This window comes from Burkholderia sp. BCC1638, from assembly GCF_902833195.1.
In the GTDB taxonomy this organism is placed as follows: Bacteria; Pseudomonadota; Gammaproteobacteria; order Burkholderiales; family Burkholderiaceae; genus Burkholderia; species Burkholderia diffusa.
The window spans coordinates 38033-60813 of the sequence record NZ_CADFEC010000037.1; the positions used below are offsets into that span (position 1 = coordinate 38033).

At 67.4% G+C, this 22781-nt stretch carries 22 protein-coding genes, 2 pseudogenes and 1 riboswitch; of the genes and pseudogenes, 14 read left to right on the forward strand and 10 right to left on the reverse strand.

Annotation, left to right across the window (positions count from 1 at the left end):
* Positions 1-31: 31 nt before the first annotated feature.
* Positions 32-1375: a DUF2325 domain-containing protein gene (locus HWX22_RS28295; protein WP_175916839.1), complete on the reverse strand. Its 1344-nt coding sequence runs from the start codon at positions 1373-1375 to the stop codon at positions 32-34.
* A gap of 110 nt (positions 1376-1485) precedes the next feature.
* Positions 1486-1983: a hypothetical protein gene (locus HWX22_RS28300; protein ID WP_175909871.1), complete on the reverse strand. Its 498-nt coding sequence runs from the start codon at positions 1981-1983 to the stop codon at positions 1486-1488.
* Between the two features lie 277 nt (positions 1984-2260).
* On the opposite strand from HWX22_RS28300, the gene HWX22_RS28305 reads away from it, so the two are divergent.
* The gene (locus HWX22_RS28305; RefSeq protein ID WP_175909873.1) at positions 2261-3073 is read left to right on the forward strand and encodes a methyltransferase domain-containing protein; all 813 of its coding nucleotides are present in this window, start codon (positions 2261-2263) and stop codon (positions 3071-3073) included.
* A gap of 149 nt (positions 3074-3222) precedes the next feature.
* Positions 3223-3627: a nuclear transport factor 2 family protein gene (locus tag HWX22_RS28310; protein ID WP_059818416.1), complete on the forward strand. Its 405-nt coding sequence runs from the start codon at positions 3223-3225 to the stop codon at positions 3625-3627.
* A gap of 81 nt (positions 3628-3708) precedes the next feature.
* On the opposite strand, the gene HWX22_RS28315 is transcribed toward HWX22_RS28310, so the two are convergent.
* From HWX22_RS28315 to HWX22_RS28325, 3 genes are all read right to left on the reverse strand, one after another.
* Positions 3709-5190, reverse strand: coding sequence for an aldehyde dehydrogenase family protein (locus HWX22_RS28315; protein WP_175909875.1), 1482 nt, complete (start codon positions 5188-5190; stop codon positions 3709-3711).
* A gap of 22 nt (positions 5191-5212) precedes the next feature.
* On the reverse strand, positions 5213-6163 hold the full coding sequence (gene speB / locus HWX22_RS28320) for an agmatinase (protein WP_175909877.1): 951 nt from the start codon (positions 6161-6163) through the stop codon (positions 5213-5215).
* 165 nt (positions 6164-6328) lie between these two features.
* The gene (locus tag HWX22_RS28325) at positions 6329-7198 is read right to left on the reverse strand and encodes a helix-turn-helix transcriptional regulator (protein ID WP_175909879.1); all 870 of its coding nucleotides are present in this window, start codon (positions 7196-7198) and stop codon (positions 6329-6331) included.
* Between the two features lie 197 nt (positions 7199-7395).
* Here HWX22_RS28325 and HWX22_RS28330 point away from each other — a divergent pair, with 197 nt between their 5' ends.
* From HWX22_RS28330 to HWX22_RS28340, 3 genes are all read left to right on the forward strand, one after another.
* A complete protein-coding gene (locus tag HWX22_RS28330) occupies positions 7396-7740 on the forward strand; it encodes a cupin domain-containing protein (protein WP_175909881.1) in 345 nt (114 codons plus the stop codon).
* Positions 7741-7974: 234 nt separating this feature from the next.
* The gene (locus HWX22_RS28335; RefSeq protein ID WP_175909883.1) at positions 7975-9435 is read left to right on the forward strand and encodes an FAD-dependent oxidoreductase; all 1461 of its coding nucleotides are present in this window, start codon (positions 7975-7977) and stop codon (positions 9433-9435) included.
* A gap of 137 nt (positions 9436-9572) precedes the next feature.
* Positions 9573-10493 (forward strand): LysR family transcriptional regulator, encoded by a 921-nt coding sequence (locus HWX22_RS28340; RefSeq protein ID WP_175909885.1) that lies wholly within the window; start codon positions 9573-9575, stop codon positions 10491-10493.
* 159 nt (positions 10494-10652) lie between these two features.
* Here HWX22_RS28340 and HWX22_RS28345 read toward each other — a convergent pair whose 3' ends face one another.
* From HWX22_RS28345 to HWX22_RS28365, 5 genes and pseudogenes are all read right to left on the reverse strand, one after another.
* The gene (locus tag HWX22_RS28345) at positions 10653-11021 is read right to left on the reverse strand and encodes a hypothetical protein (RefSeq protein WP_059818410.1); all 369 of its coding nucleotides are present in this window, start codon (positions 11019-11021) and stop codon (positions 10653-10655) included.
* A 21-nt stretch (positions 11022-11042) separates the two neighbouring features.
* A pseudogene (locus HWX22_RS28350) lies at positions 11043-11213 on the reverse strand (winged helix-turn-helix transcriptional regulator); the annotation flags it as partial.
* Positions 11214-11297: 84 nt separating this feature from the next.
* A complete protein-coding gene (locus tag HWX22_RS28355; RefSeq protein WP_175909887.1) occupies positions 11298-12308 on the reverse strand; it encodes a sodium:calcium antiporter in 1011 nt (336 codons plus the stop codon).
* Between the two features lie 91 nt (positions 12309-12399).
* Positions 12400-12575, reverse strand: a riboswitch (yybP-ykoY riboswitch).
* 115 nt (positions 12576-12690) lie between these two features.
* A complete protein-coding gene (locus tag HWX22_RS28360; protein ID WP_175909889.1) occupies positions 12691-14106 on the reverse strand; it encodes a heavy metal sensor histidine kinase in 1416 nt (471 codons plus the stop codon).
* Positions 14103-14774, reverse strand: coding sequence for a heavy metal response regulator transcription factor (locus tag HWX22_RS28365; protein WP_059533764.1), 672 nt, complete (start codon positions 14772-14774; stop codon positions 14103-14105). Before HWX22_RS28365 ends, HWX22_RS28360 begins: the two co-directional genes overlap by 4 nt.
* A 266-nt stretch (positions 14775-15040) precedes the next feature.
* Between HWX22_RS28365 and HWX22_RS28370 the strand changes: the two genes are divergently transcribed.
* From HWX22_RS28370 to HWX22_RS28410, 9 genes and pseudogenes are all read left to right on the forward strand, one after another.
* Positions 15041-15415, forward strand: coding sequence for a hypothetical protein (locus HWX22_RS28370; protein WP_175909891.1), 375 nt, complete (start codon positions 15041-15043; stop codon positions 15413-15415).
* Between the two features lie 88 nt (positions 15416-15503).
* Entirely contained in the window at positions 15504-15797 is a 294-nt protein-coding gene (locus HWX22_RS28375) for a hypothetical protein (RefSeq protein ID WP_175909893.1), read from the forward strand.
* Entirely contained in the window at positions 15794-17272 is a 1479-nt protein-coding gene (locus tag HWX22_RS28380) for a TolC family protein (RefSeq protein ID WP_175909895.1), read from the forward strand. The genes HWX22_RS28375 and HWX22_RS28380 overlap by 4 nt, the downstream gene beginning before the upstream one ends.
* 1 nt (position 17273) lies before the next feature.
* Positions 17274-18569: a copper oxidase gene (locus HWX22_RS28385; RefSeq protein WP_059698850.1), complete on the forward strand. Its 1296-nt coding sequence runs from the start codon at positions 17274-17276 to the stop codon at positions 18567-18569.
* 73 nt (positions 18570-18642) lie between these two features.
* Positions 18643-18990: a copper-binding protein gene (locus HWX22_RS28390; RefSeq protein WP_175909897.1), complete on the forward strand. Its 348-nt coding sequence runs from the start codon at positions 18643-18645 to the stop codon at positions 18988-18990.
* Positions 18991-19004: 14 nt separating this feature from the next.
* Positions 19005-19385, forward strand: coding sequence for a copper homeostasis periplasmic binding protein CopC (gene copC, locus HWX22_RS28395; RefSeq protein ID WP_059533811.1), 381 nt, complete (start codon positions 19005-19007; stop codon positions 19383-19385).
* Positions 19382-20323 (forward strand): CopD family protein, encoded by a 942-nt coding sequence (locus tag HWX22_RS28400; protein ID WP_175909899.1) that lies wholly within the window; start codon positions 19382-19384, stop codon positions 20321-20323. Before copC ends, HWX22_RS28400 begins: the two co-directional genes overlap by 4 nt.
* Before the next feature lie 189 nt (positions 20324-20512).
* Positions 20513-22324 carry an ExeM/NucH family extracellular endonuclease gene (locus HWX22_RS28405; RefSeq protein ID WP_175909901.1) on the forward strand — a complete coding sequence of 604 codons (1812 nt, stop codon included), beginning with the start codon at positions 20513-20515 and terminating at the stop codon, positions 22322-22324.
* Positions 22325-22664: 340 nt separating this feature from the next.
* Positions 22665-22781 (forward strand): annotated as a pseudogene (locus tag HWX22_RS28410) (IS5/IS1182 family transposase); the annotation flags it as partial.

The window sequence follows — 22781 nt, forward strand, 5'->3', positions numbered from 1 at the left end:
CGCGGTTGTACGGTCGTGCGATGCCGGTGGCCTACCCGTGCCGCAGGCAGAAGCGCGACGCTTCGCCCGCCGGCACATCCGGCGGCACGACCTCGCGCGCATGCGCATCGAGCCGCCCGATGAGTTCGACGAAACTGGCGACGCTCGCGGTCCGCAGCGGGTAGTACGCGATCTGGTGGCGTTCGCACATCCGCTTGAGCAGGTTCACCGAATCGTGGTCGACGCAGTCGACCGGGAATACCACCAGATTCGCGCCCGGCAGCGCGGCGGCCAGCAAGCCCTTGCGATCCTCGATGCCGCCGTCGTGCAACGTCAGTTCGCCGCCCGCCGTCTCGACGATCCGCTGGATCGCGCGGTTCGACCCGGGCCGGCCGCCGACATAGACGACGCGCTTGCGCCGCAGCATCGACAGCGACTCCGCCGCGGGCGCGGCCGGATCGTCGGTCGATGCCTGCACAGTCTGTTCGATCGCGCTCGCCTCGGCGCGCAGGGTCTTCACCATCGCCGTCAGGTCGTCGAGCCGCGCGCGCATCGCCCGCGCGCTCGCCTGTTCCGCGGCGATCCGCTGTTCCGCCGCCTCGCGGCGGCTCGTGTGCAGCGCCACGCGTTCGTCGCGCGCGGCCAGCGCCTCGCGCAGTTCTCGCACTTCGTCACGCAACGCGCTTTCGGCGCGCGTCGTCGGTGCGTTTCGGCGTGCATCGCGTTCATCCAGTTCCTTCAATGCGGCATCGCGCGCCATGCTCATCTCGTGCAGGCGTGCCTGTTGCCGCTCGATCTTCGCGTGCAGCGCGGCATTTTCTTCCTCGAGCGCGACCAGCCGGCGAATGTCGGCACGATTGGCTGCGCCGACGAGGTGCGACAGCATGTGCAAATCGCCGAACGCGGTCTGGCGCACGGCCATCGTCGTGCGCGGATGCGTCATCAGCGCCCAGTACGCGGGCGGGATGTCGCCGCTTTTCAGCGCGTCCTGCCACAGCGCGAGAAGCGCATCGGCATCCTTTGCCTTGTCGAACGCGTGTATCGCGCCCGCATAGCGTTCGTCGAGCACTTTGTGCAGTGCCTTGCCGCCGGCCGCGCCCTCGATCGCGAGCTGGACGGCCGCGTGGTGGATGTCCAGATCGGTCGCGCGCTGGCGGTCGAGATCGGTGAATTTCGGTACGAGCTTGCGCAGTTCGTGCGTGGTCAGGCACGTGCCGACGATCGAGCAATGCAGGTTCGAATCGAGCTCGGACAGACGCGCGCGGCGCTTCAGCTCGACTTGCTGCACACGGGACGGCGTGCAGCAGGCGTCGGTCCGCCCGGAGCCGGCGGACGCAGGGCCACCGGACGGCGGCAGGCCCGCCGTGCGGGCCAGGCGAAAGGGCGGAGCGTGCATGTGGACCTCGATCCGGGCCCGACGGGCCGGAGACGGATGCGCGAAAGATGGAGCGCAATATACCACGGAATATAACGGTCGAAATGCCGGCGAAATGCGCGATTCACGACTCAGCAGAGGGCAGCCGATTCCGGGCGCGGTGCGGATGCGTGACGTTCGATCACGTGCTCGACGCACAGCCCGACCAGCAGCACGTCGACGCGCTCCAGCGCGGCCACCGCGTCGCGCATCGCGGCCGGGTCGTTGCTGAATGCGTCGGAGAACACGTCGTCGCGCGTGCGCTCGAGGCCGCGTGCCAGCCCGATCGCGCGTTCGAGGTCGGACACGCGCGTGAAGCGGGCGGCGTGCGCGTCGCGCTCGAGCGTCGACAGCAGGTCGCGCAGGCTCAGCGCGGACAGCGTGTCGTCCGTCACGGCGGAAAAAACGCGGATGAAGCGCATGACGCTGCCGCGCAGGCGCCGGAACGCATCGACGACGTCTGTGACCTGCTGCGCGCGTTCGTCGCTCGACAACGGCCGGAGCGCGCTGATCTTGCGTATCGGTGTCGGTGCCGACGTCTGGGCGCGTGCGGTGCGTCGCGAGGCGCGATCCGTCGGCGTGCGGGGCATGGTGAATCTCCGTTGGTGCAGATGTCGATATATTCTATGGGATATATCGGTTACGCAACGAACACGCTTCGCGGATCTCGATCGACGTCGCCGATCGGCTCTTTGCGTCGGCGTGTTTCCGCCCCGGAAACCGTGGTCTTCGGCATGCATTCGCCGCCGGCGCCGCGCGCCGCTTTCAACGCCTATCATGTATCAAGCCTGTCCCGCGTTCGACATGGCTTGGTGTGTGCCGAAACGGACGCGCAACCGCGTCACTCGACGTTTGCCAGGGGGCGTGATGACCGATCTCGACAAGGTGTTTTCAGGCTCGATTCCCGCGTTCTACGACACGCTGATGGTGCCGCTGATCTTCGCCGAATACGCTGCCGACCTGGCGGAGCGCGTCGCCGCCTTCGCGCCTTGCTCGGTGCTCGAAACCGCCGCCGGCAGCGGCGCGGTCACGCGGGCGCTTGCGTCACGGCTCGGCCCCGGCGTGCGCTACGTCGTGACGGACCTCAACCAGCCGATGCTCGACTACGCCGTCACCAGACAGGGGGCCGACACCCGTATCGAATGGCGGCAGGCGGACGCGCTCGCGCTGCCGTTCGAGGATGCGTCGTTCGACGTCGTCTGCTGTCAGTTCGGTGCGATGTTCTTTCCCGACCGGGTCGCCGGCTACGTTGAGGCGCGGCGCGTGCTGGGGCCGGGCGGGCGTTTCGTCTTCAGTGTCTGGGATCGCATCGAGGCAAATGCCTTTGCCGACGAAATCACCCAGGCCGTCGCGGCGCTGTTTCCGCATGACCCGCCGCGATTCCTCGCCCGCACGCCGCACGGCTATCACGATGTCGCGCTGATCCGGGACGATCTGCGCCGCGCGGGTTTCGCCAACGTCGATATCGCGACGCACGAGAAGGCAAGTCGCGCGGCGTCTGCACGCGATGTCGCCACCGCGTATTGCCTGGGAACGCCGCTGCACGACGAAATCGTCGCGCGCGACGCCGGCTTGCTTCAGCTCGCCACGGATCGAGCAACCGCGGCCATTGCCGACCGTCATGGCGTCGGGCCGGTGGTCGGCAAGATTCAGGCGCACGTCATCGTGGCGTCGGGTTAGCGCCACCGTCGATTGCTCATACGGAATTCACACCGCTCGACTGCTGGAGAACACGCATAAGTGCCGCCTCGCGGTTCGACTATGCTGAATTGTCCGCGGCCCGAATTCCGCGCCGCGACGCAACGAACCGGTGAAGGCGGGAGGGTGCGATGAGCGAACAAGACAACGTGCAACTCGTGCAGCAGGCATACGCGGCGTTCGGCAGGGCCGATATCGACGGCATTCTGCAGACGCTTTCCGACAGTATCGACTGGTTCATCCCGGGGCCTGCCGACGTCGTTCCGTTCGTCGGCAGGCGACATGGGCCGCAGGCGGTCGCGGCGTTCTTCGCGGCGCTTGCGTCGACGCAGACCGCGGAACGGTTCGAGCCGCTCGAGTTCATCGCCAGCGGCAACCGGGTCGTCGTGCTCGGCACGCAACGCTGGCATGTTCATGCCACTGGTCGCACGTACGAAGACGACTGGGTGCATCTGCTCACGATCGAAAACGGGAAGATCGCGACGTTCGTCGAGTATCACGACACCGAGGCCGAAGCGGCGGCACATCGACCGTGACGACGCCGCGATCGTGCGCGAACATCGTCACGATTGTCGCCATCGGCAGCGTGCATCGCATGCTTCGGCCGGCCGCCCCGGTCAATCAATCGCGCGCATCACGTGGCGCAGTTCCTGGTAGCTGCGCAGGCCCGTCACGCCGAGTTCGCGGCCGATCCCGCTGAGCCCGAAGCCGCCCCAGCACACGTGCGGGTAGATGAGTTGCGGCGCGTTGATCCACACGAGCCCGGCGCGCACGCGCGCCTGGAACTGCTTCGCGATTTCCGCGTCGCGCGTCACGACGGTCGCGACGAGCCCGTAGCGCGTGTCATTCGCGAGCGCGATCGCCTCGTCGTCGGTGCGGAACGACTTGACGCACGCGACCGGGCCGAACACTTCATCGGTCCACAGCAGGTTGTCGACGGCCGGTTCGGCGACCACGACCGGCGCCATGAAGAAGCCATTGCCGCCACCCTCGGCGACGCGCCCGCTGAACGCGACGCGCGCGCCGGCCGCGATGCCTTGCTCGAGCATTGCCTCGACGCGCGTGCGCTGCGCGGCCGAGATCAGCGGCCCCATCGCGACGTGTTCGGCACAAGGCGGCGCGACGACGAGCGCGCGCACGGCCGTCTCGAACGCGGCCATGAAGCTGCGGTACACGCTGTCGTGCACGAGGATGCGCGCGGTGGCCGAGCACATCTGGCCCGCGTTCGTGAACGCACCGGCCACCGCCAGCGACACCGCGACGTCGAGATCGGCGTCGTCGCGCACGATCAGCGACGACTTGCCGCCGAGTTCGAGCGTCACGCGCTTCATGTCCTCGGCCGCGGCCTGCATGACCTTGCGGCCGGCGGCCGTGCTGCCGGTGAACGAGATCTTGTCGACCAACGGATGCGCGGACAGCGCCGCGCCGACTTCCGCGCCGCCGTTCACGACGTTGACGACGCCGTCCGGCACGCCGGCTTCGGCGATCAGGTCGAGCAGCGCGTGCTCGGTCGGCGACGTCAGTTCGGACGGCTTCATCACGACCGTGCAGCCGGCCGCCAGCGCGGGCGCGAGCTTCCACGCGGTCGTGACCATCGGGAAGTTCCACGGCACGATCAGCGCGGCCACGCCGACCGCATCGTGAAAGCGCTCGGCGGCGACGGCGTCGCTTGGCAGCGCGACCGGCTCGGCCGCGAACAGCGCAGGGTTCTCGCACAGCTGCGCGTAGTACGCGAACGTCGCGGCGACGTCGCCGACGTCGGCGTCGGCCTCGAACGGCGGCTTGCCGCTCACCTGCATCTGCAGCGCCGCAAGGCGTTCGCGGTTGGCTTCGACGCGCGCGGCGATCGTCGCGAGCAGGCGGCCGCGCTCGGCGGGCGGCGTGTCGCGCCAGCCGCCGAACGCGTCGCGCGCGGCGCGGACCGCGGCGTCGACGTGCGCGGCCGTCGCGAATTCCTGCCAGCCGATCGTCTCGCCGGTCGACGCATTGAAGATCGGCGCGCCGGCTTCATCGGAATGCGTGCGCACGGGCTGGCCGGCGATGCGCGCGGCGGGCAGCACGATGGCCGTGGCGGAAGGGGAAAGCTGAGCGGTTGACATCAACGTTTTCCTGTCGATCGGGTTAGCGGTAGGCGACGCCCGGCATCACGCAGAGCATCTCGTATGCGAGGTTCGCGCCGACGAGCGCGGTGGTGCCGGTCGGATCGTACGGCGGCGACACTTCGACGAGATCCGCGCCGACGATGTTCAGCCCCTTCATCCCGCGAATGATCTCGAGACCCTGCTGCACCGTCAGCCCGCCGATTTCCGGCGTGCCGGTGCCGGGTGCGAACGACGGATCGAGACCATCGATGTCGAAGCTCAGATAGACCGGCGTGTCGCCGATGCGTTCGCGCACCTGCGCCATCAGCGGCGCGAGCGACTTGTTCCAGCATTCCTCCGCCTGCACGACCGTGAAGCCCTGCTGGCGGCACCAGTCGAAATCGTCCGCGTGGTAGCCGGTGCCGCGCAGGCCGATCTGCGTGACCTTGTCGCATTGCAGCAGGCCGTCCTCCACCGCGCGGCGGAACGGCGTGCCGTGCGCGATCTTCTCGCCGAACATCGTGTCGTTCACGTCCGCGTGCGCGTCGACGTGCACCACGGCAACCTTGCCGTACTTCCTGTGCAGCGCGCGCAGGATCGGCCATGCGATCGTGTGATCGCCGCCGAGCGTGATCGGCCGGCAGCCGTTCGCGACGATCTCGTCATACGCTTGCTCGATGCGGCGCACCGAATCCTTCAGGTCGTACGGGTTGGTCGCGACGTCGCCGATGTCGGCGACCTGCAGCGAATCGAACGGGGCCGCGCGCGTGGCCATGTTGTACGGGCGCAGCAGCACGGATTCGGTGCGGATCTGGCGCGGGCCGAAGCGCGAACCCGAGCGGTTCGACGTGCCGAGATCGAGCGGCACGCCGACGAAGCACACGTCGAGGCCGTCGGTCGTGGTGGCCTGCGGCAGGCGCATCATCGTGGCAATGCCGCCAAAGCGCGGCATCTCGTTGCCGCCCATCGGTTGGTTCAGTTCGCGGTGCATGGGGCCGTCTCCTCTTTCTGGTGAAAAACGATCGGCCGATGGTAGAGGAGAACGCGCACGCGAAGATTTTGAAGTCGCAACGTTTACATCGATGCGGCTCGATGCGAGTGGCATTGCCGCATCGACGCGGCGTGACCGTCGGCGGGCAGTTGACGTCGGACCGGATCAGCGCGCGATCGCGGGCGGCGGCGCGCCGTCGCCGTCGTGCGGCGCGGCCGAACCCCATGCGGCAAGCTCGCGCTTCGTGCGCACACCGAGCTTCGCGAACGCACGCTTCACGTACGACTCGGCCGACGCGACCCGCACGCCGAGGATGTCGGCGGTTTCCGGCACGGTCTTGCCGGAGATCAGATGCTTGCAGGTTTCGTATTCGCGCTTCGACAGCTTCACGCCGTCGGCCGCGATCCGCGCATCGAACTGCGCGAGCGGATGCACTTCGGGCATCGGATGCGCGACGCGTCGCGCGGCGGTGGTCGATGCATGCAGCTCGAGCAGCGGGAACAGCATGTCGCTGATGCTGCGAAAGCGGTTCATCTCGGCGAGCGTGAACGGCGGGCGATCGCGGCCGCGTTCCAGCGCGATCGAATGCTGCGCGTAGCGGGTGCCGCGCGCGAGCACGCATTCGTGGCCGATATGCACGTCGTCAAACAGCCGCTGACGGAATTCGCCGGGCGGAATCGCCGCGATATCGCGCACGACCAGCATCGTGCCCGTCTTGCCGCGCAGCCCCGCGAACAGCGGGTCGCTGTCGAGAAAGCGCTCGTAGTAGAGCGTCATCACGTCGGAGATCTCGGCGGTCGCGGTGCCGATGCCGCTGCTGCCGATCCATTCGCAGCGGTAGCCGGTGGGCATCGTGCCGTCGACGCGCGAGCGTTCGACGTGCGCGACGTCGAGCGGCACCACGTCGTTCAGCAATTGCGTGAGACGCGGCACGAAGTGCGGCGTGCCGACCGTTTCGATCAGCTCGCCCAGCGCCTTGAACGACACGTTGAAGCGGTCGGTGTCGCGGTGGAAGGGGTTCACGTTGAGCAGCATGCGGTTCCCCGGTGAAAAGCGGCGGCGATTTTAGCGTTGGAAGCCGAAAACGTCATTAGGGGGAAATACGGTACGGAGTCCTGCGACCCCGCGCGTCGCGGAAAACGCGGCTTGTCCCCCCCGAAGGGGGGCATACCGGGGCAGTGTAAATGAGTAACTTTGTCTCTGCTTTTTCAATCAAGAGACGAAAGATTCAGATGACCAAACTGATCAAGGACATCCTGCCGCTGGGCGCAGGCATTGGCGAATTCACGAAGCTCGACTTCGGGATGGACGAAAGCGACTGGCGCGCGACCGAAGGCAAGAGCGGCGGCTACCTCATCGGCTGGTGGGAAGGCAAGGTCGGCTCCGTGGAGTTCCCGGAAACGGCGGCGGACGAGGCGGTGTGGCTCGTCGAGGGCCGCATCGCGCTGACCGACGTGGAAGGCAACCGCAAGGAATTCACGCCGGGCCAGGGTTATCTGCTGCCGGCCGGTTTCGCGGGCCGCTGGGAGACGATCGAGGACGCGAAGAAGTTCTACGTGCTGCTCGAGAAGTCGTGATGCGAGCGACCGCCGCCGTGGTGTCGTCGTCGGATCGACGCGCACCTGGCGGCGGTTGCGTTTTCGATCGACCGCAAGCGAAGCCCGTCGCGCGCTTGGCGACGGCACGCATCGCGACTTGCGGTGCATGCGCCGCAAATCGCCATCGGCGGAACAACCGATGACATCGGCGAATTCGGCACGCCGCGCATGCTCGGCACGCGCGGGCCGCGATCAAGTGGGATGGCTGGAATCATGGAAATGGAAGTCAACGAAGCAACGCAGGCCGCACCGGCGCACGCGCACGACGCACGTCGCGCGCCGGTTGCACTGAGCGCCGCCGAGGCGCTCGCGAATACGAAGCTGTTCCCGTACTGGCTCGACAACCCGGCCGCACCGGCCGCCGAGCCGGAACTCGTCGGCGACGCGACGGCCGATCTGCTGATCGTCGGCGGCGGCTTCACGGGGCTGTGGGCGGCCGTGCAGGCGAAGGAGCAGATGCCGCACCTGAACGTGGTGCTGATCGAGGCCGGCAAGGTCGCGCACGGTGCATCGGGCCGCGCGGGCGGGATCATCTCGACGTCGGTGATGCACGGGCTGCCGAACGCGGTGCGCGTGTTCCCGAACGACATCGCGCAACTCGAGGCATTCGGCCATCACAACCTCGACGGCTTCGAGGAAACGCTGAAGCGCTACGGCATCGACGCCGACATCGAGTGGAACGGCGAGATGACGGTGGCGGTCGACCCCGAGCACGTCGCGCACCTGAAGGGCGACTACGACCTGCATCGCGAATACGGCCACGACGTCGTGCTGCTCGATCGCGACGAAACGCTCGGGCAACTGAATTCGCCGCTGTTCGCCGGCGCGTTGTGGTCGCGCAATCGCAGCGGCATCGTGCATCCGGCGAAGCTCGCGTGGGGGCTCAAGCGCGCGGCGCTGTCGCTCGGCGTGAAACTGTACGAACACACGCCGCTCACGACGGTGACCGACGAAGGCGACACGGTATACGTGAAGACGCCGAGGGGAAGCGTGCGCGCGCCGCGCGTCGTGTTCGGCAGCGGCACGGCGAAGGTCGGCATTCCCGACATCAACCGCCGCGTGATGCAGGTGCGCGATCACGTGCTCGCGACCGAGCCGCTCACCGACGAACAGCTCGCGCGGATCGGCTGGAAGAATCGCCAGGGCGTGTACGACACGCGCACGCAGCTGAACTATTTCCGACTGACGAAGAACAACAACATCATCTTCGGCGGGCTGGTCAGCTATCACTTCGACGGCGATCCCGAGCCGCACCAGGACGGCGAGCGGCAAACTTACTACCGGCTCGCGGAGGCGTTCCATCGCACGTTCCCGCAACTCGCCGACGTGCGCTTCTCGCACGCATGGGGCGGCCCGATCGACTACTGCTCGCGCGGTTCGGTGTTCGCGAAGCGCTATCTCGGCGACAAGGCGGTGTTCGTCGCCGGCTACACGGGTTTCGGCGTCGCGGCGAGCCGGTTCGGCGCGTTCATGGGGCTGAACATCCTGTTCGATCGAGACAGCCCGGAACGCAAGCTCGACATCGCGAACCAGAGCCCGAGCTACATCCCGCCCGAGCCGATGCGATGGGTCGCCGCGAAGATCACGTTCCATGCGTTCGACGGCGCGGATGCCGAAGGCGGCTGGAAGCGCGCGTGGATCAACGGGATCAAGGCGATGGGCTTTCCGATGTAAGCGGCGCGCGGTGTCCGCGAGCGACGCGTATGGCGCGTGCCGTTGCCGATGGCGGCGCGCGTCCGGCAAGGTTCATCGGCGAAGACGGCCGGTGTCGCGCCGGCCCGACAACGCGCTCAGGCGCAGCGGCTCGAAGCATGTTTTCGAATACCACCGATCTCGATCTCCGGCTCATCCGGGTCTTTCTCGCCGTCGTCGACGCACGCGGCATCACGGCCGCAGAGGCCTCGCTCGGCGTGCGGCAGTCGACGATCAGCACGCAGTTGTCCGCGCTGGAAGCGCGCGTCGGTTTCAAGCTGTGCGATCGCGGCCGCGGCGGGTTTCGGCTGACGTCGAAGGGGGAACGCTTCGCGGCCACGGCGCGCACGCTCGTCGCGGCGACGTCCGAGTTCGTCGCGCGCGTGCGCGACATCGATCGCAAGCTGGTCGGTACGCTGTCGATCGGCCTGATCGGGCAGGCGCCGCTCGTCGAGAACGCGCGCCTGGCCGATGCCATCGGCGCGTTCCGCAAGCGCGACCAGGCCGTCACGTTCTCGATGAAGGTCGCGTCGCCGCAGGAACTCGAGGAAAGCCTCGTCAACAACCAGCTCGATCTCGCGATCGGGTATTTCTGGCATCGCGTGCCGGGACTCGACTACACGCCGTTGTTTACCGAGGAGCAGGTGATCTACTGCGGGCGCGGCCATCCGCTGTTTCATGCGTCACGGCCGGTGTCGGCCGACGACCTGCAGGCGCACGACTGGGTATGGCGCACCTATCCGGTGCCGGAGGAGCAGTACCCGCTGCCGGAGCGACGCGTGACCGCGAGCGCGGACAGCATCGAGGCCGCGACGATCTTGATCCTGTCGGGCGGCCATCTCGGCTATCTGCCCGCGCATTACGCGGAGCCGTTCGAGCAGCGCGGGCTCGTGAAGGCCATCGGCCGCACGACCTTCAGTTTCGACGTGCCGCTGCATCTCGCGATGAAGCGCAGCGCGAGCGACAAGCCGATCGTCGACGCGTTCTGCGAGGATTTGCTGCGCGCGTTCAACATCAAGGCGATCGAGCTGGCTGCGTAGCGCGGGGCCTGCTCAGGCGTCGATGCGTTCGACGCGCGCCGTGACGGTGTCGTCGACGTTGAACGCGAGCAGCGGCGACGAAGCAGCTGGAATCGCGAAGCGCGTGTCATGAGCGAAGGGCGAACGCGTGGCGTATGAACGCGTGTCGGGCCGGCCGGCTTACGCGTTTGCGCTGTCGTCGCGATACCCGCTCTTGCCGTCGAAGATTTCCTTCAGCGCGGCGCGCAGCACGACCGGATCGTGCTCGCCGGGCGCGAGATGAATCACGTAATGCGTGTTGCCGTCGAGCCGCGCGGCGGTGCGCTCGTCGAGTTCGACTTCGATCGTGTCGCCCGTGAGGCGCACCGTCAGATCCTTCACGTGCGCGGTGAGCTGGTCGAGCACCATCACCTCGATCGACGTTTCCTCCGGAAAGCGCAGCAGCGAGAAGCAATAGTTCTGCTCCGCGTCGTGGCAATAGATGTTCGCGCAGCTTTCGTCGTCGTCGATGTCGGACGTCGCCGCGCCGACGGTGGCATGTAGTTCCATGATGTTTCTCTCGATGTGGTGTTATCGGGGCAGCGCGGTTTCCGCTTCGACCTCGCAATGCGCGTCGCGCGCCTTCAGCCGCAGCCCGAATTCGCGCATGACCTCGACGACGGGCCGCAGCCGGTCGCCGTCCGTGGTCAGATCGTACTCGATGCGCACCGACACTTCCGGGTACACGGTGCGCCGCACGAGCGGGTGCGGGCGCGGCCGGCCGTGCAGCAGATGATGCAGGCCGACGGTCGGCCCAACGTGTCCTGATTGAAGCGATCCGCGCCTTCAACGCGTCAGCGTCACGAACAGATAGCCGACGTACCCGGCGCCGTTCGCCAGCAACGCCCAGATCGCGAGCCCGCGCGCACGCGCATTGACGCGCAGCCACACCGCCGCCGCGAGCGTGATGACCACGCCGGTCAGCACTTCGGGGCGCGGTTCCCACGGCGTCAGCATAATGCCGATCGCCGGCAGCAGCGTGCCCTGGAACACCATCGCGCCGGTGATGTTGCCGAACGCGAGCGTGTCCTTCTTGCGGCGAATCCACAGCACGCTGTTGACCTTTTCCGGCAATTCCGTCGCGATCGGCACGATGATCAGCGACAGCAGCAGCGCGGAAATTCCGAGCAGGTGCGAGACGCCCTCGACGCCGTGAATGAAGCCCTTCGCGCCGCCGACCAGCAACGCGACGCCGAGCGCGAGTTGCAGCGCGATGGTCGCCAGGTTGGTCGGGAGCCCGACGCGCGACAGGAACATCGTATGCGGCGCCTCGGTGCCGTGCCCGGCATCGACGAGTTGCGTCGACGCGCGGAACGTCATCAAGACGTACATCACGTAGATGCCGACCAGCATCGCGGCGAGCAGCGCGCGGACCGCCCACACGTGATGCGGGACGAACATCGCGATGGTGGCGAGCGTGAAGGCGGCGATGAAGTAGTTCAGGTCGCGTACGAAGCCGGTGCGCTCGGGCGCAATCGTGCCGGTCAGTCCGCGTGAGCGGATCACGGCGAGCGTCATCAGGAAGGTCGTCAGCGTCGCGAGCATCAGCGGCGCGCCGAGAATCGCGCCGACGCCGATTTCCTCGTTAACGGCCGCGTTCGACGTGCCGCCCGCGAGCGCGAGCAGCGGCACCATCGTTTCGGGCAGCGCGGTGCCGACGGCGGCGAACAGCGAACCGGTCACGCCTTCCGAAATCTTCAGCCGCTCGCCGAGATGTTCGAGCGCATTCGTGAAGAGTTCGGCGGCGACCAGGATGACGATCAGCATGAGCGCCAGTTCGACGAGCATCAACGTCATGCGGCACCTCCGCAGGCAGGCACGCGGGCAGGGGCGGAACGGACGCAGCGAACGAAACGCAGGGGGAAGGCTGGAAGGAACATGGGGACTCCGTGGTCGGACGTGGACGAACCATGACGCATCTGCCGACGTCCGACCAGGAACGACGCGATGCGTCGATGGTCTCGCCAGACCGATTCGGCCGAATGCGCCACGGCCGCAGGCCGAGTGTGTTGACGCGTTCGCTTTCCGGGGATGGAAAGCAGGCTACTCCCCAAAGACGAGGGCCAGTCTAGCCGAGCCGGCCGCTTTCGGCAAGCGCGCGGTCAAGCCGCGTCGTGACGGATGCCCACGCAGTATCGGGAAGCAATCGGCATGCGCGCGCGGCGGCATCGTCCGCATGTCATGAAACGCGGGCCGGGAAGTGCAGCGCGAAGGTCGTCCGTCCGTCGCGGCTCGCGACCTCGACCTTGCCGCGATGCAGCTCGACGATCGACTTGACGATCGCGAGCCCGAGCCCGGTGTTGCGCGCCGCGCCGTGCCGCGACGAATCGATCCGGTAAAAGCGCTCGAAGATCCGCTCGATCTGTTCGGGCGGAATCGCGATGCCGCGATTCGTGACTTCGACGACCGCGTAGCCGGGCCGGGTCGATACGGCCAGCTCGATCGTCGATCCGGCTTCCGCGTGTTCGAGCGCGTTCGAGACGAGGTTGCTGACGGCGCGCCGGAACAGCGTCGCGTCCGCGACCACCGGCGCGGCGCCGTGCACGTCGAGACGCACGCCGGTCTCGTCGGCCAGCGCCTGGAAATACGACGCGAGCCGGCGCAGCTCGTTGCCCGCGTCGAGTTCGACCGTCTTCAGATGCTGTTGCGCATTGTCCGTGCGCGCGAGAAACAGCATGTTCTCGATCATCCGCTGAAGCCGTTCGCATTCCTCGATATTCGAATCGATCAGCGCTTCGTATTCCTCGGTGGTGCGGGCACGCGACAGCGTGACCTGCGACGAGCTGATCACGTTCGCGAGCGGCGTGCGCATGTCGTGCGCGAGATCGGACGAAAACTGCGACAGCCGCACGAACGCGCGCTCGAGCCGGTCGAGCATCCGATTGACCGACGTGGCGAGCTCGCGCAGCTCGATCGGGCCGCCGCGCGCATCGAGGCGCGCGGTCAGGTTGTGCGCCTCTATGCGCGACGTCTGCCGGCCGAGGCTCTCGACCGGACGCAGGCCGCGGGACGCGACCGCGTAGCCGAGCGCGCCGACCAGCAGCGCGCCGAGCGCGGCCGCGAGCCAGATGTCGACGCGATAGCTTTCCAGCAGCGACTGGCGATCCGCCGCCGTGCGCGCCAACGCGACCTGAACGGTTTCGCCCGACGGCAGCGTGGCGCGCGCACGGACGCAGCGCGACGTGCCGATGCCGGGCGGCGAGCACGTGAACGGGCTGGCCGCCGCGCCCGCGGCACCGGCCGGCTGTGGCAGCGCGATCACCGACGCGAGCGTGTGGCCGGCTTCGTCGGTGTGTTCGACGAGCGGATGGTTCGCGCCGTCGTAGATGCCGAGATAGACGCCCGGATGCGACAGCAGCACTTCATGGAAGACGGCCGGATCGGCGCGCAACGCGGCGATCGAGCCGCTTGCCCGCGCGAGCTGCAGGAACTGGTTGAGCTTGCCGGCGATCTCGATGTCGTCGCGCCGGGTCAACTCGGCGGACAGTGAGCGATACAGATATGCGCCGGTCAGCGCGAACACGAGCGCGGCCACGACCGCGAACGCGAGCGTCAGGCGCTGGAGCAGCGAATAGGGCGCGGGGCCGCTTGTCACGCGCGATCCTCGAGCACGTAGCCCATCCCACGGATCGTGTGGATCAGTTTCTTCTCGTATGCGTTGTCGATCTTCGCGCGCAGGCGCTTGATCGCCGCATCGACGACGTTCGTGTCGCTGTCGAAATTCATGTCCCAGATCTGCGACGTGATGAAGGTGCGCGTCAGCACCTCGCCCTCGCGTTCCGCGAGCAGCTGCAGCAGCGCGAACTCCTGCGCGGTCAGGTCGATGCGGGCGTCGGCGCGCCGCACGCGGCGTTTGATCAGGTCGACTTCGAGATCGGCGATTTGCAGGATTTCGCGGGAATTGCGCGGCACGCGCCGCAGCAGCGAACGGATGCGGGCGAGGAACTCCGCGTACGCGAACGGTTTCAGCAGGTAATCGTCGGCGCCCAGTTCGAGCCCCGTGACCTTGTCCTCGACCGCCTCCCGGGCAGTCAGCAGCAGCACCGGCGTCTGCTTCTGCGCGCGCAACCGCCGCAGCACCTCGAAGCCGTCCAGTTCCGGCAGCATCACGTCGAGCACGACGAGATCGAAATCCTCGTGCAGCGCGAGGAACAGCCCGTCCTGGCCGTTCTCGGCCACGTCGACCGTGTAGCTCGCCTCCGTCAGCCCCTTGCGGAGGTACGACGCCATCTTGGGTTCGTCTTCGACTATCAGTATCCGCATGGTGGAGCAGGCCGTTCGTGATTCCAGCCGGTCAGTGTAACGCGTGAGCTTACGGCGCAGCGCGTGCGCGAAAGATGACCGCCGGATGACGGAATTGTCATGAAGCGTGCGCGCGATGCGTCGCCGTACTTCATGAAAATTCGGTCATGTTTCGGCCATGTCGTCGTCACGCCGGCGGCGATAAGCTGCGGCCGTCTTGTATCCGGAGCGCGTCGTCGCGGCGCCGCTCCCGTTCATCCGCTCACGGTCTGCCTGATTCCGCATCCATGTCGTACTGGCGCAAATTCATCCTCGTCGTGCTGCTGGCGCTGTGCGTGCCGATCCAGTCGTTCGCGACCGCGTCGACGCCATGCGCGGGTGCTGCCGTGCCGCATGCGGGGCCCGGCGTCGATGCCCAGGCCGCGTCGCATGCGATGCCGGGCGCGCACGGCGAGCGGCATCAGCACGACGACCACGCACGCCATGCGACGCCTTGTTCCGCCTGCGGGTCCTGCTGTTTCGGCTCGGGTATGGCGGAGGTGCCTGCCGTGTCCGCTACGTCGGACGTCGGCCTCGCGATCGTCTCGTCCGCACCGTCGACGGTCGTCGTGTCGTTTTTGACCGGCGGCATCGACCGGCCGCCACGCCGGATTCCCGTCTAATCCGTGCCCGCGGCCGACCGGCCGCGATCCGCAAACCGTGCTGGCGAACGCGCGACGTCCGCCGCACGACTCACGACGAGAAACATCCATGCGATTGATTACTGCGGCGCTGCTTGGCGCGGCGGCGCTCGTGCCGTCGCTCGCGCCCGCGCAAACCGCCTTTCCCGATCCGGCCGACGCGGCCGCGTCGGTGCCGGACGTCACGGTGACGTCCGCGTTCGACGGCTACGTGCCGTATCGGGACGACGCAGGCCCGGGCTGGAAGCAACTGAACCGGGACGTGATGGCGCGGCCCGCGAAGGGAAACACCACCGGACACGCGAAACCCGGACATGCGGCGGGCGGCTCGGCCCATTCGATGCACGGAGGGGCCGCGCAATGACGAGACTTGCGATTTCACCGCGAATCGGCGCGACGGTGCTCGTGCTGGCATTCCTCGCCGGCTGCACGACGTTCTCGAAGGACGGCGGCTTCGACGCCGTGTCGTCCGTCGCATCGGAGCGCATCGGGAAGGACGCCGTCATCGTCAGGACCGACGCCGACCGCGCGGCCGTCGACAAGCGGACGAAGGAACTGCTCGAGAAACCGCTGTCGATGGACGACGCGGTGCAGCTCGCGCTGCTGAACAACCGTGGCCTGCAGGCGTCGTACGCGGAACTCGGGCTGTCGGAGGCCGATCTCGTGCAGGCCGGCCGGCTGCCGAACCCGCGCTTTTCGTTCAGCCGCACGCGGGCCGGCGACGGCGAACTGAGCCTCGGCCGCACGTTCTCGGCCAACGTGTTCGCGCTGCTGACGCTGCCGCTCGCGACGAACATCGAACGCCGCCGCTTCGAGCAGACCCGGCTCGAAACCGCCGACGCGATGCTGAAGGTCGCGGCCGACGCGCGCCGCGCGTATGTCGAAGCCGTCGCCGCCGAACAGGCCGCGAATTATGCGCGACAGGTCCGCGACGCCGCGAGCGCCGGCGCCGAGCTCGCGCAGCGCATGCGCCAGGCCGGCAACTTCAGCCGGCTCGACTATGCACGCGAGCAGGCATTCCATGCGGATGCCGTCGCGCAGCAGGCGAAGGCGCAGCAGCAGGCCGTGGCCGCGCGCGAGAAGCTCACGCGCGCGATGGGGCTGTGGGGCGAGCGCACGCGGTACGCGCTGCCTGAGCGCTTGCCCGACCTGCCGAAGGCACGCCCCGATCTGCCCGATCTCGAACGCTACGCGATGAGCAATCGCCTCGACATCCAGGCCGCGAAGCTGCAGACGCAGGGCGTCGCGTCGTCGCTCGGGCTCAGCAAGGCGACGCGCTTCGTCAACGCGGTCGATCTCGGCTACGTGAACAACTACGAGACCGGCAAGGGGCACGAGCACGGCTACGAGATCAGCGTCGAGATTCCGCTGTTCGACTGGGGCGGCGCGAAGGTCGCGCGGGCCGAGGCCGTCTACATGCAGTCGGCGAACCGGCTCGCGCAGACGGCCATCGACGCGCGCTCGGACGTGCGCGAATCGTACGCGGCGTACACGACGAGCTACGACGTCGCGAAGCACTATCGCGACGAAGTCGTGCCGCTGCGCAAGACGATCTCGGACGAACTGCTGCTGCGCTACAACGGGATGCTCGCGAGCGTGTTCGAGCTGTTGAGCGATGCGCGCGAACAGGTCGGCGCGGTCAACGGCTACATCGACGCGCTGAAGGATTACTGGCTCGCCGAAACCGATCTGCAGGCGGCCGTCGGCGGCCGGCTGCCGACCGCGCAGCCGACGCAGCGCGCGGACGCGCCCGCTGCACCCACGACCGACGCTGCGCCGCAGCCGGCTTCTTCACCCGTGGCGCAACCGGCGCCCGCAACGCATCCGGAAGGTTATTGACATGGTGTCCCGTCGACAATTTCTCAGCGGCTCGGGCGCCGCGCTGCTCGGTGCGGCGATGGTCAGCAAGGCCGGCGCGGCGTCGCTGCCCGACGCGCCCACGATGGCGAAGGCCGGCACGCAGCCCCCGCTCGTGCCGCCCAACGGCCGCCCGTACACGCCCGTCGCGACGCTGAACGGCTGGACGCTGCCGTGGCGAATGAAGAACGGCTGGAAGGAATTCCACCTGACGGCCGAGCCCGTCGTTCGCGAGATGGCGCCCGGGATGAACGCGAACCTGTGGGGCTACAACGGCCAGTCGCCGGGCCCGACGATCGAGGCCGTCGAAGGCGACAAGGTCCGGATCTTCGTGACGAACCGGTTGCCCGAGCACACGACGATCCATTGGCACGGGCTGCGGCTGCCCAACGGGATGGACGGCGTCGGCGGCCTCACGCAGCCGCACATTCCGCCCGGCAAGACCTTCGTCTACGAGTTCCAGCTGGAGGCGCACGGCACGTTCATGTATCACCCGCACGCCGACGAGATGGTGCAGATGGCGATGGGGATGATGGGCATGTTCATCGTGCATCCGAAGGATCGCGCGACGATGCCGGTCGATCGCGACTTCGTCTTTCTGCTCGCCGCGTACGACATCGATCCGGGCAGCTACACGCCGCGCGTGAACGAGATGACCGACTTCAACATGTGGACGTTCAACTCGCGCGTGTTCCCGGGCATCGACCCGCTGCCGGTGCGGGCGGGCGACCGCGTTCGGATTCGTTTCGGCAACCTGACGATGACGAACCATCCGATCCACCTGCACGGCTACAGCTTCGAGGTGGCCGGCACCGACGGCGGCTGGATTCCGCCGGCGGCGCGCTGGCCGGAGGTGACGGCCGATGTCGCGGTCGGCCAGATGCGCGCGATCGAGTTCACCGCCGATCGTCCGGGCGACTGGGCGTTCCATTGCCACAAGTCGCATCACACGATGAATGCGATGGGTCATCAGGTGCCGAACCTGATCGGCGTGCCGCAGAAGGATCTCGCGAAGAAGATCGGCAAGCTCGTGCCCGACTACATGGCGATGGGCAGCACGGGCGGCGCGATGGGCGGCATGGAAATGCCGCTGCCCGACAACACGCTGCCGATGATGACGGGCACCGGCCCGTTCGGGCCGCTGGAGATGGGCGGCATGTTCACGGTGCTGAAGGTCCGGCAGGGCCTCGGCCGCAACGATTATCGCGATCCGGGCTGGTTCCGGCATCCGAAGGGCACCGTCGCTTACGAATACACCGGCGAATTGCCGGACGGTTGAGCCGCGGGCAGCATGCGGCGGCCGTGATGACGCGGCCGCCGGTTTTCGTTTCATTCACTCAGGAGCACGCACGATGAAGAAGGAACTGGTTTCGATCGCAACGGGTTGCATGCTGGCGTTTTCCGCCGCGTCATACGCGGCCGGCGACATGGCAGGCATGGACATGAGCGGCGGCGCGATGCAGGGCGCCGCCGCGAAGCACGAGATGTCGCACGGCGAGATCCGCAAGATCGACACGGGCGCCGGCAAGCTGACGATCAAGCATGGCCCGCTGGACAACCTCGGGATGGACGCGATGACGATGGCGTTCAAGGTGAAGGACCCGGCGATGCTGTCGCAGGTGAAGGTGGGCGACAAGGTCGACTTCGTCGTCGAGGACGTGGGCGGCGCGTTGACCGTCGTCGAGCTGAAGAAGCCGTGACGCCGGGCATGACCATGAAGATCACCCCCCTCGGGCGGTTGGCCGCCCTCGCCGCGGCCGGCGCGATCGCCGCCGCCGTGCCGGCCGCGGCATTCGCGCACGGCAAGCTGGAAAGCGCCGCACCGGCGACGGGCAGCGCGGTCGACACCGCGCCCGACACGTTGCGGCTGACGTTCAACGAAGACCTCGAACCGGCGTTCAGCTCGGTGAAGGTGTCGGACGCGAACGGCAATGCCGTCGCGCACGAAAAGGCGAAAGTCGATGCGTCGAACCCGCGCGTGATGACCGTCGCGATACCCAAGCTTGCGCCCGGCGCGTACACGGTGCAGTGGGTGGCGATGACGGCCGACGCGCATCGCACCAAGGGCGCCTATTCGTTCAGGGTGAAGGGGTGAACGAGGGCTTCGTCGGCCTTTTGAGGCTCGTGTCGGTGGCGATCCAGAACACCGGATTCGCCGTCATCGTCGGTGCGCTGCTCGGCAGCCACTGGCTCGCGCGCGGCGAGTCGGTGTGGCAGCGCGGCATCGCGCGGCGTCTCGTCGCGACGCTGCGCATCGCGTCCAGCGTGTCGCTGCTCGCGAGCGTCACCGCGTTCTGGGCGCATTGCGCGCTGATGAGCGACGTGTCGATGCTGGACGCGTGGCCGTCCGTCCGCGCGATGCTCGCCGGCACCGGCTTCGGTCACGCGTGGCTGGCCGGCGCGGTGTTCACGGCGGTCGTCGTGCTGCTGTCGTTGTTCCGGCATGCGAACGATACGCGCTTTCCGTTCGCGATGTGGGCCGCGCTCGCGGGCGTCGCACTCGCGCGCAGCAACGGCGGGCATCCGGTCGACGCGGGCCTGTTCAGCGTGCCGGTGTGGGTCGACTGGCTGCATCTGCTGGCGATCAGCGCGTGGGTCGGGCTCGTGTTCGTGACGGCGTTCGGCGTGATGCCGCGTCTTGCCGGCATGCCCGCGAGCGAACGCACGACCGGCGCATCGTTCGTGCAATCGCTGTCCGATGCGTCGACGTATGCGTTGATCGTGCTGTTCGCGACCGGCGCTTACAACGGCTGGCGCGGTGTCGATACGCCCGCGAACCTGCTCGGGTCGACGTACGGACAGATCCTGCTGTTCAAGCTCGCGCTCGTGCTGATCGCGGCGGCGCTCGGCGGACACAACCGGTTCTTCGAGATGCCGAAGCTCCTGGCCGCGCTGAAGGATCCGGCGGCCGCGACGCCGGCCGGCCTGTTGCGACGGTTCGGCGCGGTGTTGCGGATCGAGGCGGTCGTGCTGGCCGGCGTGCTGATGGTGGCCGCGGTGCTCGTGTCGAGCGCGTTGCCGGGGACGGTTTAGCGCCACGGTCGACAGGCGACGCCGGTAACGGGAAATCGTCGGAACAGCGGGGGTTTTGATCAGACGATTTCCCGCTTTTCGACCGGGGTAGCAAAGCTGGATGATTACATCCATCTGTCTTTTGGTTACTAAAAACTGTCACCGAGCGCCGCTAAGCTTTCGCCACCCTCACAACCGGGATTCCCCGTCATGCGCTCGACAATCCGCCTGTTTGCCCCGCTATTGCTGCTGCCCACGCTTGCCGCGCCCGTCTTCGCCGCCACCGCCGCGCCCGTCAGTCCGAACTGCGGCGGCAGCACGACGCCGATCGCCGACATCCAGGGGCCGGGCGCGCCGTCGCCGCTCGCCGGCCAGAACGTGTCGATCGAAGCGGTCGTCACCGCCGATTTCGGCGGCACGGACGGCTTCGGCGGCTTCTTCGTCCAGCAGGCCGACGCGCAGCGCCGCAACCAGCCGGGCGTCTCCGAAGGCCTGTTCGTCTATGCGCCGAAAGTGCGCGCGAAAGCCGGCGATCTCGTGCACGTGACCGGCAAGGTCGAGGAAAAATACGGGCAGACGCAGCTCACGCTGTCGGGCGCGATCGCGGTGTGCGCGAACGGCCAGACGGTCACGCCGGCCACGCTCACGCTGCCGGTCGACAACCCGAACGCGTTCGCCGCATATGAAGGCATGCGCGTGCGCCTGCCGCAGACGCTCACCGTCACCGACAACTACGAACTCGGCCGCTACGGCAGCGTGATGCTGAGCAACGGCCGCCTGCGCACGCCGACGAGCGTGGTGCCGCCGTCGCAGGCGCAGACGCAGATCGATGCGAACGCACGCAACCGGCTGATCCTCGACGACGGCTCGAACAAGCAGAACCCGGCGGCCGTGCCGTATCCGGCGCCGGACCTGTCGGCCGCGAACACGCTGCGCTCGGGCTACACCGTGCGCGACGTCGAAGGCGTGCTCGAGGTGCGCTACGGCGCATGGCGCGTGCAGCCGCTGCCCGGCGCGGCCACGCCGACGTTCGACACGCGTTCGAACCCGCGCACCAACGCGCCGGCGCGCGATCCGAAATCGAACCTGCGCGTCGCGTCGTTCAACGTCCTCAACTACTTCAACGGCAACGGTCTCGGCGGCGGCTTCGACGATCCGAACAACCGCGGCGCGAAGACCTATCAGGAATTCCAGCGTCAGGAAGCGAAGATCGTCAGCGCGCTGAAGGCGCTCGACGCCGACGTGATCGGCCTGATGGAAATCCAGAACAACGGCTACGGCGAACTGAGCGCGGTGCGCCAGCTCGCCGCGAAGCTCGGCAGCCACTGGCGCGTCGTCGATCCGGGCACGTCGCGCCTCGGCGGCGACGCGATCGCGGTCGCGATGATCTACGACAGCCGCGCGGTCGAACCCGTCGGCCGCGCGTCGACGCTCGCGATCGACGACAAGAACCGCCAGCCGCTCGCGCAGTCGTTCCGCCGGATCGGCGGCAAGCAGGCGCTGACGATCGCGGTCAACCACCTGAAGTCGAAGAACTGCCCGGACGCGGCGAACGACGACCGCGACCAGGGCGACGGCCAGGGCTGCTGGAATCCGACGCGCACGCGCGCGGCCGCGAAGCTGGCCGACTGGCTCGCCGGCACGCCGACGGGCATCGCGGGGCAGGGCACGCTGCTGATCGGCGACTTCAACAGCTACACGTATGAAGACCCGATCCGCCTGCTCGAATCGCGCGGCTACCGCAACCTCGTGTCGCGCTGGATCGGCGCCAATGCGTACAGCTACGTGTACAACGGCGAAGCCGGCTACCTCGATCACGCGCTTGCATCGCTGCCGCTCGCGTCGCACGTGAAGGCCGTGCACGAATGGCACATCAACGCGGACGAGCCCCTCGCGCTGCAGTACACTCTCGCGTACAAGTCGGCCGAGCAGCAGAAAACCTTCTACGCGCCGGATGCGTATCGTTCGTCGGACCACGATCCGGTGCTGATCGATATCGCGTTGCCGGGCGGTGGGCGCTGATCGCTGAATCGAGTATCTGAAGTACGGCGTGCGGGCGGCGGTTGCGCCGCTCGCGCTGTCATGCGATCCGGAATGAGCGGCGCGAATGACGGCTTCTTCATCGCGAATGCCTGCGCATGACGCATCAATGCCGTTTGGCGCACTCCATAGTTTCACTCCGGTATCGGGTAAATAATTCCGTTGCGTTTCCCCGAAATAATCGGCATCGGTATTTTATGGACGATGCCGTTTTTTATTCAATGAATCTCACTAAGGAAACACTGATTTATCCGGCTCTGTGGTCATCGCTGACGCAGCCGAGGACGTTGTAGAAGATAGTTCACGGAACGGGTCCACGACGATGAAACGGCAAATGAGCTTTGCGGAAGCGGAAAGCACGGGCAAGAAGCGCATGACTCGGCGCCAGCGTTTCCTGGAAGAGATGGAGAAGCTCGTGCCGTGGTCGCGATTGCTGACG

Bases quoted from the DNA above. Each gene is read 5' to 3' on its own strand.
- HWX22_RS28295 (WP_175916839.1), bottom strand. From the start codon at position 1,375: ATGCACGCTCCGCCCTTTCGCCTGGCCCGCACGGCGGGCCTGCCGCCG.
- HWX22_RS28300 (WP_175909871.1), bottom strand. From the start codon at position 1,983: ATGCCCCGCACGCCGACGGATCGCGCCTCGCGACGCACCGCACGCGCC.
- HWX22_RS28305 (WP_175909873.1), top strand. From the start codon at position 2,261: ATGACCGATCTCGACAAGGTGTTTTCAGGCTCGATTCCCGCGTTCTAC.
- HWX22_RS28310 (WP_059818416.1), top strand. From the start codon at position 3,223: ATGAGCGAACAAGACAACGTGCAACTCGTGCAGCAGGCATACGCGGCG.
- HWX22_RS28315 (WP_175909875.1), bottom strand. From the start codon at position 5,190: ATGTCAACCGCTCAGCTTTCCCCTTCCGCCACGGCCATCGTGCTGCCC.
- speB (WP_175909877.1), bottom strand. From the start codon at position 6,163: ATGCACCGCGAACTGAACCAACCGATGGGCGGCAACGAGATGCCGCGC.
- HWX22_RS28325 (WP_175909879.1), bottom strand. From the start codon at position 7,198: ATGCTGCTCAACGTGAACCCCTTCCACCGCGACACCGACCGCTTCAAC.
- HWX22_RS28330 (WP_175909881.1), top strand. From the start codon at position 7,396: ATGACCAAACTGATCAAGGACATCCTGCCGCTGGGCGCAGGCATTGGC.
- HWX22_RS28335 (WP_175909883.1), top strand. From the start codon at position 7,975: ATGGAAATGGAAGTCAACGAAGCAACGCAGGCCGCACCGGCGCACGCG.
- HWX22_RS28340 (WP_175909885.1), top strand. From the start codon at position 9,573: ATGTTTTCGAATACCACCGATCTCGATCTCCGGCTCATCCGGGTCTTT.
- HWX22_RS28345 (WP_059818410.1), bottom strand. From the start codon at position 11,021: ATGGAACTACATGCCACCGTCGGCGCGGCGACGTCCGACATCGACGAC.
- HWX22_RS28355 (WP_175909887.1), bottom strand. From the start codon at position 12,308: ATGACGTTGATGCTCGTCGAACTGGCGCTCATGCTGATCGTCATCCTG.
- HWX22_RS28365 (WP_059533764.1), bottom strand. From the start codon at position 14,774: ATGCGGATACTGATAGTCGAAGACGAACCCAAGATGGCGTCGTACCTC.
- HWX22_RS28370 (WP_175909891.1), top strand. From the start codon at position 15,041: ATGTCGTACTGGCGCAAATTCATCCTCGTCGTGCTGCTGGCGCTGTGC.
- HWX22_RS28375 (WP_175909893.1), top strand. From the start codon at position 15,504: ATGCGATTGATTACTGCGGCGCTGCTTGGCGCGGCGGCGCTCGTGCCG.
- HWX22_RS28380 (WP_175909895.1), top strand. From the start codon at position 15,794: ATGACGAGACTTGCGATTTCACCGCGAATCGGCGCGACGGTGCTCGTG.
- HWX22_RS28385 (WP_059698850.1), top strand. From the start codon at position 17,274: ATGGTGTCCCGTCGACAATTTCTCAGCGGCTCGGGCGCCGCGCTGCTC.
- HWX22_RS28390 (WP_175909897.1), top strand. From the start codon at position 18,643: ATGAAGAAGGAACTGGTTTCGATCGCAACGGGTTGCATGCTGGCGTTT.
- copC (WP_059533811.1), top strand. From the start codon at position 19,005: ATGAAGATCACCCCCCTCGGGCGGTTGGCCGCCCTCGCCGCGGCCGGC.
- HWX22_RS28405 (WP_175909901.1), top strand. From the start codon at position 20,513: ATGCGCTCGACAATCCGCCTGTTTGCCCCGCTATTGCTGCTGCCCACG.